At 63.6% G+C, this 13,986-nt stretch carries 12 protein-coding genes; 7 read left to right on the forward strand and 5 right to left on the reverse strand.

Annotated elements, in window-relative coordinates; all coding sequences use genetic code 11:
* Positions 1-65: 65 nt before the first annotated feature.
* The 6 genes from M2281_RS13395 (at position 66) to M2281_RS13420 (ending at position 7,260) form a co-directional block, all read left to right on the forward strand.
* The gene (locus tag M2281_RS13395) at positions 66-2,069 is read left to right on the forward strand and encodes a CocE/NonD family hydrolase (RefSeq protein ID WP_280821641.1); all 2,004 of its coding nucleotides are present in this window, start codon (positions 66-68) and stop codon (positions 2,067-2,069) included.
* A 21-nt stretch (positions 2,070-2,090) separates the two neighbouring features.
* Positions 2,091-3,680: an ABC transporter substrate-binding protein gene (locus M2281_RS13400; protein ID WP_280821642.1), complete on the forward strand. Its 1,590-nt coding sequence runs from the start codon at positions 2,091-2,093 to the stop codon at positions 3,678-3,680.
* Between the two features lie 88 nt (positions 3,681-3,768).
* Entirely contained in the window at positions 3,769-4,713 is a 945-nt protein-coding gene (locus M2281_RS13405) for an ABC transporter permease (protein ID WP_280821643.1), read from the forward strand.
* 10 nt (positions 4,714-4,723) lie between these two features.
* A complete protein-coding gene (locus M2281_RS13410) occupies positions 4,724-5,578 on the forward strand; it encodes an ABC transporter permease (RefSeq protein ID WP_280821644.1) in 855 nt (284 codons plus the stop codon).
* A gap of 3 nt (positions 5,579-5,581) precedes the next feature.
* Positions 5,582-6,430 carry an ABC transporter ATP-binding protein gene (locus tag M2281_RS13415; protein ID WP_280821645.1) on the forward strand — a complete coding sequence of 283 codons (849 nt, stop codon included), beginning with the start codon at positions 5,582-5,584 and terminating at the stop codon, positions 6,428-6,430.
* On the forward strand, positions 6,427-7,260 hold the full coding sequence (locus M2281_RS13420) for an ABC transporter ATP-binding protein (protein WP_280821646.1): 834 nt from the start codon (positions 6,427-6,429) through the stop codon (positions 7,258-7,260). Before M2281_RS13415 ends, M2281_RS13420 begins: the two co-directional genes overlap by 4 nt.
* A 21-nt stretch (positions 7,261-7,281) precedes the next feature.
* Here M2281_RS13420 and M2281_RS13425 read toward each other — a convergent pair whose 3' ends face one another.
* The 5 genes from M2281_RS13425 to M2281_RS13445 all read right to left on the reverse strand — a co-directional run bounded on the left by M2281_RS13425 (position 7,282) and on the right by M2281_RS13445 (position 12,451).
* Complete coding sequence (locus tag M2281_RS13425; protein ID WP_280821647.1) at positions 7,282-8,355, reverse strand: ABC transporter ATP-binding protein; 1,074 nt, start codon at positions 8,353-8,355, stop codon at positions 7,282-7,284.
* A 36-nt stretch (positions 8,356-8,391) separates the two neighbouring features.
* A complete protein-coding gene (locus M2281_RS13430) occupies positions 8,392-9,414 on the reverse strand; it encodes an SIS domain-containing protein (RefSeq protein WP_280821648.1) in 1,023 nt (340 codons plus the stop codon).
* Positions 9,411-10,256, reverse strand: coding sequence for a carbohydrate ABC transporter permease (locus M2281_RS13435; RefSeq protein WP_280821649.1), 846 nt, complete (start codon positions 10,254-10,256; stop codon positions 9,411-9,413). Before M2281_RS13435 ends, M2281_RS13430 begins: the two co-directional genes overlap by 4 nt.
* Positions 10,256-11,137 carry a carbohydrate ABC transporter permease gene (locus M2281_RS13440; RefSeq protein ID WP_280821650.1) on the reverse strand — a complete coding sequence of 294 codons (882 nt, stop codon included), beginning with the start codon at positions 11,135-11,137 and terminating at the stop codon, positions 10,256-10,258. Before M2281_RS13440 ends, M2281_RS13435 begins: the two co-directional genes overlap by 1 nt.
* A gap of 75 nt (positions 11,138-11,212) precedes the next feature.
* Positions 11,213-12,451, reverse strand: coding sequence for an extracellular solute-binding protein (locus M2281_RS13445; RefSeq protein WP_280821651.1), 1,239 nt, complete (start codon positions 12,449-12,451; stop codon positions 11,213-11,215).
* Positions 12,452-12,646: 195 nt separating this feature from the next.
* Between M2281_RS13445 and M2281_RS13450 the strand changes: the two genes are divergently transcribed.
* Positions 12,647-13,888, forward strand: coding sequence for an ROK family transcriptional regulator (locus tag M2281_RS13450; protein ID WP_280821652.1), 1,242 nt, complete (start codon positions 12,647-12,649; stop codon positions 13,886-13,888).
* Positions 13,889-13,986: the final 98 nt, after the last annotated feature.

Consider the following 13,986-nt stretch of genomic DNA (forward strand, 5'->3'; position numbering starts at 1 on the left):
CATGACGCATGGCCAGCCATAGAGTGCGCCCCTCTAGTTTGACGGATGAAGGCAAGGGGCGAGGATTGCTTAACAAACCCGACAAGAACTTTACCGTGCTCGAGAACGAGTGGATCGAGCTCAAGGATGGCCGCCGGCTGGCCGCGCGCATCTGGCTACCGGATGTATCGGAGGAAAAGCCGGTTCCGGCTATCCTCGAATATCTGCCCTATCGCAAGCGCGATGGCACGGCGGCACGCGACGCCACCACCTATCCGGTCTTTGCCCAGCACGGCTATGCGGGTGTACGCGTCGACATCGCCGGCAATGGCGAGTCGGAAGGCCTTTTGACCGACGAATACACTGAGGACGAACTCGCCACTGGGGAGGAAGTCGTCGCCTGGATCGCCGCGCAGCCCTGGTGCTCGGGCGCGGTCGGCATCATCGGCATTTCCTGGGGCGGCTTCAACGGGCTGCAGATCGCCATGCGCCGCCCGGCGGCACTCAAGGCGGTCGTCAGCGTCTGCACCACCAGCGATCGCTATGCAGACGACATCCACTACATGGGCGGCTGCCTGCTCAACGACAACATGACCTGGGCGCAGCAGATGCTGGCCTATTCCTCGCGTCCGCCAGATCCGGCACTGGTCGGCGAGGGTTGGCGCGACATCTGGGTGGAGCGACTGAAGAACCTGCCCAACCTGGCAGCGAATTGGATGTCGCATCAGCGTCGCGACGCTTTCTGGAAGCACGGCTCTCTCTGCGAAGACTGGCAGTCGATCACCGCGCCGGTGCTGTGCATCGGCGGCTGGGCGGACGCTTACCGCAACACGGCCGCCGCGATTGCCGAAAAGCTCGAAGCGCCGGCCAAGGCGCTGATGGGGCCGTGGGATCACAAATATCCGCACATTGCCCGCGTACTGCCCAAGGCAGACTTCCATGGCGAAGTTCTGCACTGGTTCGACCGCTGGCTGAAGGGCGAGGAGAACGGTGCGGAAAACCTGCCGGACTATCGCGTCTTCGTGCAGGATTTCCAGGCACCGATGGTCGAGTTCGGCGAGCGTTCGGGTCGCTGGGTGGCGGAACAGAGCTGGCCGTCGCCGAATGTGGCCATGCAGGCTTTCCATCTTGGCACCGGCACGCTTGGCGCGCAGTCTGAGGGCGAAGTGGTCGTCTCGACGCCGCAGGATCTCGGCAAGGCCTCGGGCAATTTCTGCGCCGGCATGCGCATGGCTAATGAACTGCCGGGCGACCAGCGCACCGACGACGCGCTCTCGGTCTGCTTCGACAGCGGCCCACTGGAAGCGGATGTCGAAATCATCGGCGCGCCGATGATCGAGTTAGATGTGGTTTCGGACAAGCCAGCTGCATTCCTTGTCGGCCGGCTGTGCGAAGTGGCGCCCGATGGCACCTCGATCCTCGTCAGCTACCGGCCGTTCAATCTTGCGCATCGCATCTCGCATGAGCACCCCGAAGCTCTCGAGCCCGGCGAGCGCTATCGTGTGCGCTTCCCGCTCAATCAGTGTGCCCATCGCTTCTCCAAGGGCAGTTCGATCCGGCTTGCGCTGTCCACCAGCTACTGGCCGATGGTCTGGCCAAGCCCGGAGGCGGCTAAGGTGACGGTAGAACTGCGTGACAGCACGCTCTTGCTGCCAGTGCGCAAGAATGCGCAGCCGGAGGACAGCACCGCTGCGCCTGAACCCGCGCGCAGCTATCCCGTGCTCGCGGTCGAGAAGCTGACCGATGCCCATGACAGTACCGAGCGCGGCGTGGACGCAGACGGCCGCAGCTTCTTCGAGACCTTCGACGATTTCGGCTGGAATAGCGACCTCGAAACCGGTCTTGCGACCCATTCCAACGTGCGCCAGCGCTTTTCCGTCAAGCCGGACGATCCGCTAACGGCGGAGGCGTTTGCCGAGTGGACGATGGATCTCAAGCGCGACGGCTGGGAGATCCGCACCAACTCGCACCATCGCATGACCTGCGATGCCACGCATTTCCATATCGAGGCCGGCATATCGACTTTCGAGAACGGTAAACCGGTGTACGAGCACTACTGGAACCAAAAAATCCCGCGCGATCACATCTGAGCCGGGGATAAGGGAACGAACATGAAGAAGAACATGAATATCGAATGGGCTGGCCTGAATATGGGGCGCCGGCGCTTTCTGCAGGGCGCGGCCGCCATCGGCGCCGCGGCTGCGGTCGGCGGACTGCCGAAGCCGGCATGGTCCGCTGTTGGCGGCACGCTGCGCGTGCGTGCCTATTCGGACTTGAAGTCGCTTGACCCGGCCTTCTCGTCGGGCCTGCCGGGAGAGGCAGTACAGGCGCCGATCTACAACAAGCTCATCCAGTACAATCCGGGCAGCGACTGGGGCTGGCAGCTTGATGCGGCAACCTCCATCGAACAGGTTGACTCGACGCATATCAAGTTCGCGCTGCGCGACGACATCGGCTTCACCAATGGCTACGGCGCCATGACCGCCGAGGACGTGAAGTATTCGTTCGAGCGTATTATTGATCCGGCGCTGGATTCGCCCAACAAGCCCGACATGGGCACCCTGAGCCATGTCGAGGTGACAGGCGAGCGCGAGGGCGTGATCGTTCTAAAGGAGCCGTTCGCGCCGCTGTGGTCGATCGCGCTGCCGCACATCACCGGCAACATCGTCTCCAAGAAGGCGTTCCAGGAAGCCGGTGGCCGCATAACCACCTCGGCTGTCGCCGCATCCGGCCCCTACATGTTCAAGGAATGGCAGCCGCGCCAGAAGGTGGTGCTGGTGCGCAATCCCGACTGGAAGGGTACGCCGGCCGCCTTCGACAGCATCGAGATCCTGCCCATCGATGACGAAAACAGCGCCGAGATCGCCTTCGAGGCCGGCGAACTGGACTTCACCGGGGTCCCGGTTTCTTCGGTCGAGCGCCTGCGCGGTGCTGCGCCCAAGAACGGCGTGCTGAAGGAATATCCCTCGCTCTACTATGTTTGGCTCGGCATGAACCTGGACAATCCCAAGCTCCAGAACCCGAAGCTGCGTCAAGCGATCCAGTATGCGATCAACCTGCCGATGATCACCGAGGCCGCCTATTTCGGCATCGCCAAGCCCTCCACCGGCCTGATTGCGCCGGGCCTGGTCGGCCATCGCGAGCAGTCGCTGATCCCCGAGGCCGGCGATCTCGAAAAGGCGCGCCAGCTTCTGGAGGAATCGGGCGAGACCAATGTGTCGCTGACCCTCGACGTCAACAATACGACCACCTTCGTCACTGCAGCGCAGATCATCCAGGCGAACCTTGCCGAGATCGGCATCACGGTGGAAGTGAACGTGCACGAAGCGGCCACCTTCTGGACGCTGGGCGAGGAAGCTTCCGGCGACCAGTGGAAGAAGGTTGAGTTGGTGTTGAACCGCTTCTCCATGCTGCCTGATCCGTATTACGCCACCTCGTGGTTCACCTGTGCGCAAGTCGGCAAGTGGAACTGGGAGCGCTACTGCTCGAAGGAGTTCGATGCGCTACATGAGGCCGCTGCCATCGAGACCGACACGCAAAAGCGTGACGTGATGTACAGGAAGGCGCAGGACATGATGGAGGAAACCGGCGCCTACCGCTTCCTCACCCATGAGGCAACCGCCATCCTCTATAACAATACCATCAAGCCGGCGCTGCGCCCCGATGGCTTCACCTTGCTGCGCTACTTCGAAAAGGCGTAGTCCCGCAAACCGGCTTACCTCGGCGCCCCTTTGCATGGCGGGCGCCGGGCCGCCGCGTTGTTGCATTTTGGGGAAAGGCAGGGCTGCGATGCTCATCTATACGATCAAGCGGCTGGGGCTCGCCGCGCTGATCATCGTGGTGGCGATGACGCTGCTTCTGGTCATGGTGCATATGGTGCCGGGCGATCCCGCGCGCACCATGCTTGGGCCGCGCGCCACGCCCGAGATGCAGGAAGCCCTGCGTATCAGGATGGGTCTCGACAAGCCACTGATCACCCAGATCGGCATGTTCTTCATGAACCTTCTGCGCGGCGATCTCGGCATGGACGTGTTCGAGAACCGTCCTGTAGCAACCATCGTTTTCGAACAGCTGCCCTATACGCTTGAACTCATTGCCGCTGCCATCATCTGGCCGGTCGTGCTCGGCACCATCCTCGGCGTCTATTCGGCCTCGCACCGCAACAGCCTGATCGATCGGCTGACCGGCGTGCTGTCCATTGCCGTGGTGGCCGCGCCCGCCTTCGTCGTCAGCCTGTTTGCGCTGCTGATCTTCGCGGTGCAGCTGCAGTGGCTGCCCGCCATCGGCGCCGGCGATCCGGACAGTTTTGCCGACCGGCTGCGCTATCTCGTACTGCCGGGATTTTCCATCGGCCTGTCCTGGGTCGGATACATCGCCCGCATGGTGCGTGCCTCCATGCTGGAGGTGCTGGGCGAGCCGCACATCCGCACCGCTCGCGCCTTCGGCCTAAGTGAATGGCGCATCCTCTATGGCTATGCGTTGAAACTCGGCATCCTGCCCATCATCACAATGCTGGGCGTGGGGATGGGCTTTCTGCTTTCGGCTGCGGTCTTCACCGAGATGGTGTTCGCGCGGCCCGGAATCGGCAAGCTGGTCATCGATTCCATCACCTCGCGCAACTATCCGGTGGTGATGGGCGCGGTGCTGGTCTCGACCATCCTGTTCGTGCTCTCCACGGCCATTGCCGATTTCGCCAATGCCGCGCTCGACCCGCGCGTGCGCAAGGCGCTCTGAGGGGATGGCGATGAAGCAGCAATCCGAACTCCTCAAGAGCGCAAAGCTCATCCTGCGCGATCCGCTCGGCCTGCTTGGGCTCGTAATCGTCATTGCGCTGGTTGGCAGCGCAATCTTTGCGCCGTCACTCGCGCCCTTCAACCCGACCGCCATCGACATGAAGGCGCGGCTCAGCGCTCCCACCGCCGTCCACTGGCTCGGCACCGACCAACTCGGCCGCGACACCTTCTCTCGGATGATCCTGGGCGGGCGCGTGGCGCTGCAGGTGGCGCTGCCTTCGATCGCCGCAGCACTTGGCCTCGGCCTTTTGCTCGGCATGGTCGCCGGCTACGGGCCGCGCTGGCTCGACAATGCCATCATGCTTTTGTTCGACACGCTGCGCTCGTTCCCCACCGTGATGCTGGCGCTGTCCTTCGTGGCGCTCGTCGGGCCCAGCCTCGGCACTGTGATGCTGGTGGTGATCGTCACCTCCGCGCCGATCTATGGCCGCATCGCACGCACGCAGACGATGACGCTGAAGACATCCGAGTTCATCACCGCCGAAGAGGCTATGGGCGCGCGCATGCCGCGCATCCTGCTCATCCACATCCTGCCCAACATCCTCGGCACGCTGGTGGTGCTGGCTTCTATGGACATTCCGGCAGTGATTGGGCTGGAGGCGGGGCTGTCCTTCCTGGGCATGGGCGTGAAGCCGCCCACGCCGTCATGGGGCTCATTACTGAAGGACGGTTATGCGCTGATCCGCAGCACGCCGTGGCTGATTATCGCCGGTGCTTTCCCGATCGTCATGACCACGCTCGGCTTCACCTTCCTTGGCGAGGCGCTGCGCGACGTGGCCGACCCCAAGCTGCGCAGGACGAGGTAGGACATGAGCGAACCCGTTCTGAAAGTCTCAAATCTCAGCATCGACTACCGCACCGAGCAGGGGCGACTGAAGGCGCTGCGCAACATCGACCTGACCATAGGCGCGGGCGAGATCGTCGGCGTGGTGGGCGAAAGCGGTTGCGGCAAGTCCACACTGATCTCGGCCATCCTGCGGCTGATGGCCAACAATGCGGAAGTCACCGGCGGCGGCATCGCCATCAATGGTCGCGACCTGTTCACGCTGTCGGCGCGCGAACTGCGCATGATGCGCGGCGCGGAAGTTTCCATCGTCTTCCAGGACCCGATGCAGAGCCACAACCCGGTGATCTCCATTGGTCGCCAGATGATCGACATCCAGTTCCGCGAGAACATCTCGAAGAAGGAAAAGCTGAACCGCGCCATCGCCATGCTGGAGGAGGTCGGCATCCCCCAACCGGCGCAGAAGATGAAGCAATATCCTTTCGAGCTGTCCGGCGGCATGCGTCAGCGTCTGGCGATCGCCATGGCGCTGCTGTGCCGGCCTAAGCTTCTGATCGCCGACGAACCAACCACCGCGCTCGATGCGACGCTGGAAGTGCAGATCCTCGAAAAGCTGAAGGATCTGCAGCAGCGCTATGGCTGCGCTGTGCTGTTCGTCTCGCACCATCTCGGCGCGGTCGCCCGGCTCTGCGACAAGGTCGCGGTCATGTACAAGGGCGAGGTGGTGGAAAGCGGCGATATCGACACCGTGTTTTCCAACCCGCAGCATCCCTACACCCGCGCGCTGATCGAATGCGATCCAGCTGGGCTCGAAGAGCGAACGCGCGTGCTGCCCACCATCCCCGCTGACTTTCTGGAAGCTGCCCGCTCATGAACATCGCCGCAGCAACATGCTCCCAAGACGCGGCCCGCGATGAGGTCCTGCGCATCTCGAACCTGCGCGTCAGCTACAGCCGAAAAGGCTTGCTGACCAATTCCTCGCCGCTGGTCGCGGTCGACGGGATCTCGCTGTCGGTTGGCAAAGGCGAGATCTACGCCATCATCGGCGAAAGCGGCTCGGGCAAGACCAGCTTGCTCAGGGCGGCGGCGGGCCTCCTGCCGGCCAGCGGCTCAGTTCAGATCGACGGGCGCGAGGTCGTCGGGGCCTCGAAAAGCGAGCTGCGCGCCATCCGCGCCCGCTTCGGCCTGATGTTCCAGGACCCGGTCGGCAGCCTCAGCCCGCGCCTGACGGTACAGTCGATCATCACCGAACCGTACCGGATCCATGGCGTCAGCAAGAAGGACATGGCCGCCGAGGCACGGCGGCTGTTGAAGCTGGTCAGCCTGCCGGAGGATTTTGCCAGCCGATATCCACACCAGCTTTCGGGCGGCCAGGCGCGACGTGTCGGCGTGGCACGGGCGCTGGCGCTGGATCCGGCGCTTATCCTCGCCGACGAGCCGACCGCGGGTCTCGACGTTTCGGTGCAGGGAGAGCTGCTGAACCTGCTGCGCGATTTACAGGAAAAACTCGGCCTCGCGATCCTGATCATCACGCACAACCTGCATGTCGTGCGCCACATCGCCGACCGTATCGGCATCGTCTATAAGGGGCGCATGATCGAGGAAGGCGACAACGACAGCATCTTCGGCACGCCGGCCGAGGACTATACCAAGCTGCTGCTCGCCTCCAACCTGCACCTCAAGAACCGGGTGGAGCGAGCGTAGGGCAGGGGACTGCCCTATCAGCTACAGCCGCTTTTCTGATTCCTTGTCGAATACGTGCAGGGTGTCGGCGTCGAGCGCGAAGCGGCGGCGGGTGCCGGCCTGGATATCGGATTTCGGCGGCAGGCTGGCGGTGATGCGCTGATGGCCGATCGTTGCGCTGATGACGATTTCCGGACCGGTCAGTTCCACCACCTCGACATTCGCCTCGAATGCCGGCGCTTCGCCGTCCGAGGCAAGCCGCAAGCTTTCCGGGCGGATGCCCAACACCAGCTTCTGGTCGGGAGTGCCCTTGGCGGAGGTCTCGTAGGGTAGCGGAATGACGACATCGGAGCCATCGATGCGGGCGACGCCGTCGGCTATGTGCGCGTCGAGCATGTTCATAGAGGGCGAGCCGACGAAGCCGGCCACATAGAGCGTAGCTGGGCGCTCGTAGATCTCAGCCGGTGTCGCAAGCTGCTCGATATGGCCATTGCGCATCACCGCGATGCGGGTGGCGAGCGTCATCGCCTCGATCTGGTCGTGGGTGACATAGACCACGGTGGTGCGCAGCATCTGGTGCAGGCGCTTCAGCTCAGTGCGCATTTCCATGCGCAGCTTGGCGTCGAGATTGGACAGCGGCTCGTCGAACAGGAACACCTGCGGGTTGCGCACCAGAGCGCGGCCGATGGCGACGCGCTGGCGCTGGCCGCCGGAAAGTTCCGAGGGTCGGCGCTCGAGCAGGTTTTCGATCTGCAGGATCTTTGCGGCCTTCTTCACCGCCTCGGCACGCTCGGCCGCGGGAACTTTCCGCATTTCGAGGCCAAACCCGATGTTCCGTGCAACCGACATGTTCGGGTAGAGCGCGTAGGACTGGAACACCATGGCGATGTCGCGGTCCTTCGGGTGCACGCCCACGACAGAGCGGCCGTCGATGCGCACGTCGCCGCCGGTGGGTTCGGCCAGACCCGCAATGATGTTTAGCAAGGTGGACTTGCCGCAGCCCGAGGGCCCGAGCAGCACCAGGAACTCGCCGCTTTCGAGCGACAGATCGATGCCCTTCAGCGTGTCGACCGTTCCGTAGCGCTTGCGCACTCCGATGATGTCCAGCGCGCTCAACGGCCTTCTCCGGCGATAGTGTAGAGGGTCATGGGACTACTCGACCTTGGTGATCTTGGAGGAACGCACCGGCGTTCCGACATCCGCGACGCGATGCGAGGCAAAGGCCAGCATGAAGCGCTGTGCGGCTGGCAGCAATGCGAAGATGGCCCCGGCACCGCTGGCTGCGCTGGTCGCCACCGTTTCCGTGCCGGCAACCGGCGCTTCGCCGGAGGCGTCGAACACGACCACGGGCGAGCCGGCCTCCGCTGCCGAAATAGCCATGCGGGCGACGAGTTCGGAGGTTGCATCGGCCGCCCGGAACAGTACCACGCCGACATTGGCGCCCAGCATCTCCATTGGCCCATGGCGCAGCTGGCCGCCCTCGAGCGAGAAGCACGGCACGCGCGACAACTCGGTGAGGCCGAGCGCAATGGCTTCCGCAATGCCCTGCGTACGGCGGCCGGAGGTCACGATTGCGGTAACGTTTGCCAGCGATGCGGCGGCCGCGTCGATGGGCACGTTGGTCGGGTTCTTGAGGATTTCCAGCGCCTGTGTGGGGTCGGCGCCCAGCTCGGCGAGCACGGCCAGATGCAGCGCGAAGCTGATGGTGAGGCTGCGGGTCGCGGCAAAAGCCTGCTCGTTACCGCCAACGCCGGCGAGGCAGGGCACGGTCTTTGCGAGCGTGGAATTGCCGTCGAGCGTCAGGCCAAAGGTGTTTTCCGGTACGCCGGCCTCGGCGAACCAGCGCAGTACCTCGGCGCTCTCGCCCGACTGCGAGGTGACGAGAATGGTGCGCCCGGACAGCGGGAGCGGCTGGCCGAGCTGTTCCGACATCGGGACGGCAACCGCATCGATGCCCAGATCGCGATAAAGTGGCTCGACCGCGCGGCCGACCGCATGCGAGCCGCCCATGCCGAGCAGGAGCAGGCGACCGGTAGCGCGCAGCGCCTCGGCGATCTTTTCAGCGACCGGCTTTGCCGCCTCGAAGGAGGCGATGGCGTCGGCATTCTGCCGGGCCATTTCGTTTTCGATGGCGACCAGGCCCGCGGGGCGTTCGTTCTGTGCTGTCATTGTCATCCCTTGACGCCGCCCTGTGTCAGTCCCGAGATCAGGGCTCGCTGCATGAACAGGCCGATCAGCACCGGCGGCAAGGCGGCAAGCACGCCGGCCGTAGCGATCAGGCCGTAATCGGACACCCTGCCGCCGGCGAGGTCGGCGATCGCCACCGTCAGGGTCTTGGCCCTGAGGTCGGAGGTGAAAAGCAGGGCATAGAAGAACTCATCCCACGCCAGCAGGAAGGCGAAGAGCGCGGCAGTGGCCATCACTGGTGCCGCAAGCGGCAGCGTTATAAGCCTCAGAATCTGGTCGAGGCGCGCGCCGTCCATCATGGCCGCGCTTTCGATTTCGCGCGGGATGGAATCGAAGCCGGACTTCAGCAGCCAGGTGGTGAAGGGCGCGAGGATGGTGAGATAGACCAGCGCCAGGCCGTAGACGGTGTTGAGCAGGCCGAGCGCGGCAAGCGCCATGTAGAGCGGCACGGCCAGCGCGACCGGCGGCAACATGTAGGTGGCAATGACCGCATAGAGCGACCAGCCCACCGCTGGCGTACGCGACACCGCCCAGGCGGACGGGATGGCAACCACCAGTGCTGCAATGGTGGCCATGCCGGCAACGCGTAGGCTGTTGAACAGGGCTGCGACGAAGGCGGCGCCCTCGGTGTTGGCCACCGCAGTCAGCAGGCGCGTATAGCGCGACAAGTCCACCGTCTCGGGCCACCAGTGCAGGGGCTTTGCGGTGAGGTCGCCGGTAGAAGAAATGCTCATCACGAACAGCCAGACCACCGGCGCGACGATGATCGCCGCCAGAAGCAGCGCGAAGGCGTGGATGAATATGGTCGCCGTCAGGCTGCGCCGTTCCATCAATTTGCTCCCGCGGTCTTGCGGATGACGGCGGCGTAGATCGCGGCAAGCACCGTCACCATCAATGTAACCATCAGCGCCAACGATGCACCTGATCCCGCGCGTTGGAACGAAAACGCTTCCTGATAGACGAGGATCGAGAGGGTGCGCGTCGAGTTGGCAGGGCCGCCGCGCGTCATGACCCAGATGATGTCGAACACCTTGAAGGCCTCGATAGTGCGCAGCACCAGCGCGACCATCAGCGGACCGGCGAGATAGGGCAGGATAACGAAGCGGAAGCGCGACCAGGCGCCGGCGCCGTCAACCATGGCAGCGGATGTGATGTCACGCGGCACGGCCTGCAGGGCGGCGAGTGCGATCAGCGCGACGAGCGGAAAATTCTTCCAGGTATCGGCGAGAATGAGGGCGGCAAGCGCGGTGCCCGGCTCACCGAGCCAGGAGCGATAGGCGTCGAGCAGGCCTATCTGGGTCAGCGCCGCATTCAGCGCGCCGTATTCGGGATTGTAGATGAGCCGCCACAGCGTGGCGTTGACGACCGTGGGCAGCGCCCAAGGCAGGATCATCAGCGCCCGCAGCACAGTGCGGCCGTAGAATTGCTGGTTAAGCAGTAGTGCTGCACCAACGCCCACAAACATCTCGGCCGTGACGGAGATGACAGCGAACCACGTGGTTGTGAGGAAGGCGCGCTGGAAGCCGGAATTCGACAGCATCTTCAGATAGTTGTCGAATCCGACGAAGTTGCCGGAGGTGCCCACCAGCTTGGCGTCGGTAAAGGAGAGACGCACCGTATCGATGAGCGGCCAACCGATGACCGCCACCATGACGATCAGCAGCGGCAGCATCAAGAGCCATGCGCGCGTGTTGACCCAAGAGCTGGACATGAAGCGGAACCCGTACCCCTAAAGAAAACGCGGGCGACGTCGACGAAACGCCGCCCGCGAAATCAAGTTAGCCTATCAGAGGCCGCTGTTCTCTGCGGCGGTGTTGAGGGCATCCTCAGGCTTCGACTGGCCGAGGATGGCTTCCTGGACGGCCAGCTGCAGCGCGGTCGACAGCTCCTGGTACTTCGGAGTCGTCGGACGCGGATACATGGCAGCCAGAGCGACCTTGGCCGCGGCGATCATGTCTTCCTGGCCGGCGCTGACGGCCGGATCGGCATAGGACGAGGTCCAGATCGGCAGGCTGAGCTTGGCGTAGGCGTTCTGCGTCGCCTGCGAGGTCATGAACTCGATGTACTTCCAGGCTTCGTCCTGGTGCTTGCTGGTGGTGGTGATGCCAAGGCCCATCGAGCCGTTGACGGCCGAGACTTCGCTCTTGCCCTCGACGCCCGGTGCCGGCACGACGCCGACCTTGCCAGCGACCTTGCTCTCCTTGGGGTCGTTGGCCATGTTGTACATGTAGGTCCAGTTGAGGGCGAAGGCTGCCTCGCCGTTCTGGAACACGCGGCGCACGTCTTCCTCGAGGAATTCCTTCGAGTTCGGGTTGGTCAGGCCCGAGGAATACGACGTCACCATGTAGTTCAGTGCATCCAGGCCACCACCGGTCTGGAAGGCGGGCTTGCCGTCCTTCAGGAATTCGCCGCCAAAGGCGCTGACCAGCGTGGTGTAATCGCAGATCGCGGCTTCAGCCTGCGACCAGCTCCACGCGATCGGCGTATCGAGAAGGCCCTTCTCCTTGATGAGCTTGGCCTGGTCGGCAAGCTCAGCCCAGGTCTTCGGCGGGTTCTTGATGCCGGCCTTCTCAAGGATTTCCTTGTTGTAGAAGAGATACTTGGTGTCGAGGATCCACGGCAGGCCGTAGCGCTTGCCTTCATATTCGACCGTGGTCCAGGCGCCCGGCAGCACGCCTTCCTTCATTGCCGGCGTGATGCGGTCGGAGATGTCGACCAGCACGTTGTTGGTGGCGTATTCGGCCGGCCAGATCACGTCAAACAGCACGACGTCGTAACCGCCGCCCGAGCCCTGGGCCAGCACGGTCTTGTCATGCAGGCCTTCATAGGGAACGAACTCGATATTGACGGTGACGTCCGGATTGGCCTTGGTGAAGGCATCCGTCATCGCGCGCACGTCGGCTTCGCTATAGGCGGCCTGTGCCATGAAAAGCGCGTTGAGCTTGGTCTCCGCATGGGCGACGCCGCCGAGCGCGGCACTGAAAAGGGTAGCGCCGAGCAGCGCCGTCTTGATGGATTTCAACATTCTCTCTCCTCCACCGAGTGGTCCTGGACTTCTGACATCGAATTTTGATCAACGCTGTTTCGGAAGCAACCGGTTCCAGCCTCGGTTTTTCCCCCGGCTGACCCTCATTCTCCGAAAAACTTGCATTTTCTCATTAAATCAATTGTCTTGAAATATTCCTCGGTCAATATCGGGGAACTGTCAAGAGGGTCGGTTATGAACGAGATGCGGCAAATACGGGCAAAAAGCGGCACCAATCTCGGTGGCGCAAGCGCGCACAACCGCCGCGTCATGATCGATGCGCTGAGGGTAAACGGTGCGCTGTCGCGTGCGGACCTGGCGCGGGCGACACAGCTGACGCCGCAGACAGTGTCCAACATCATCGAAGAATTGTCGCGCGACGGGCTGGTCATGTCGCAAGGCGTATTGCGCAAGGGCAGGGGACAGCCGGCGACGCTCTACCGGCTCGTGCCCGAGGGCGCCTTTGCCATCGGCCTGCAGATCGATCGGCATGTGACGCGCGCCATCGCGGTCAATCTGGTCGGCGAAGTCTTGGCGCGGATGGAAGCCAATCTTCCCGAAGGCGGGCCGGCCGAGGGCGTGGAAGTGGTACTTGGCCTTGTCGAGCGCGCGCGCCGCGAGCTTTCGGGCTGCATTCCGCAGGCGGAAGAGCGGCTGGTGGGTCTCAGCATTGCTATGCCCGGACCGTTCGGTATCAGCGCGCCCTATGGCGATCCCTGGGCGATGACGGCGTGGCAGAATTTTCCGCTCGTGCAGACTATCGCGGAAGGAACCGGCCTGGAGGTTGCGCTGCAGAACGACGCGGCGGCTGCAGCGACGGCCGAAAAGCTGCTCGGCGCGGCCCATGGCGTGGATCATGCCATCTGCGTCTACCTGGGTTACGGCCTCGGTGCGGGCCTCATCATCAATGGCGAGCTCTATGGCGGCGCCTATGGCAATGCCGGCGAAATCGGCATGGTGCTGGCGCTGGCGCCGGACGATGCGGGCAGTGTCGCGCCGCTGGAGCATTTTGCGTCGATCGCCTCGCTCTGCAAGGCGCTCGAACTCGATCCTGCCGATCCCGAGCTGTTCGCCTTGATCGCCGATGCGGTCGCGCGCGCCGACCCGCGGGTGGAAGACTGGATCGTCAAGGCGGCCGAGCGCCTGCGCTGGACGGTGCAACTCCTGGAATCGGTGTTCGACCCGCAGACGATCATCCTGTGCGGCGGCGCGCCGCGTTCGCTCATCGAAAAATTGGTGGAGCGGATGCAGCCCTTGCTGTCTTCGGTTTCCGAGCGGCAGGAACGACTTCCGCAACCTCGCTTGCAGCCCGGCCTTGGCGACCCTTGGGCAGTGGCGCTCGGCGCGGCGGCGGAGCCGATCTCCCGTGCCTTCGACCCACGCTTTTCAGCCATCCTGAAGGCGCGGCCGACCTCGGGCTACATGTTCCGGTCTTGAACAACCGCACTGTTGCAGGCCTTGACGGCCGATAGCGCGGCGTCTTGAGCGCCTCGCTCCTCATCATTCGGCACAAGTGCGAAACGTCAGCAGGCGTA

The organism is Pseudaminobacter soli (ex Li et al. 2025), assembly GCF_029892515.1.
Classification (GTDB): Bacteria; Pseudomonadota; Alphaproteobacteria; order Rhizobiales; family Rhizobiaceae; genus Pseudaminobacter; species Pseudaminobacter soli_A.

Excerpts from the sequence above, each read along its gene's own strand:
- M2281_RS13445 (WP_280821651.1), bottom strand. The coding sequence starts at position 12,451 with ATGTTGAAATCCATCAAGACGGCGCTGCTCGGCGCTACCCTTTTCAGT.
- M2281_RS13415 (WP_280821645.1), top strand. The coding sequence starts at position 5,582 with ATGAGCGAACCCGTTCTGAAAGTCTCAAATCTCAGCATCGACTACCGC.
- M2281_RS13430 (WP_280821648.1), bottom strand. The coding sequence starts at position 9,414 with ATGACAATGACAGCACAGAACGAACGCCCCGCGGGCCTGGTCGCCATC.
- M2281_RS13400 (WP_280821642.1), top strand. The coding sequence starts at position 2,091 with ATGAAGAAGAACATGAATATCGAATGGGCTGGCCTGAATATGGGGCGC.
- M2281_RS13440 (WP_280821650.1), bottom strand. The coding sequence starts at position 11,137 with ATGTCCAGCTCTTGGGTCAACACGCGCGCATGGCTCTTGATGCTGCCG.
- M2281_RS13450 (WP_280821652.1), top strand. The coding sequence starts at position 12,647 with ATGAACGAGATGCGGCAAATACGGGCAAAAAGCGGCACCAATCTCGGT.
- M2281_RS13410 (WP_280821644.1), top strand. The coding sequence starts at position 4,724 with ATGAAGCAGCAATCCGAACTCCTCAAGAGCGCAAAGCTCATCCTGCGC.
- M2281_RS13435 (WP_280821649.1), bottom strand. The coding sequence starts at position 10,256 with ATGGAACGGCGCAGCCTGACGGCGACCATATTCATCCACGCCTTCGCG.
- M2281_RS13405 (WP_280821643.1), top strand. The coding sequence starts at position 3,769 with ATGCTCATCTATACGATCAAGCGGCTGGGGCTCGCCGCGCTGATCATC.
- M2281_RS13420 (WP_280821646.1), top strand. The coding sequence starts at position 6,427 with ATGAACATCGCCGCAGCAACATGCTCCCAAGACGCGGCCCGCGATGAG.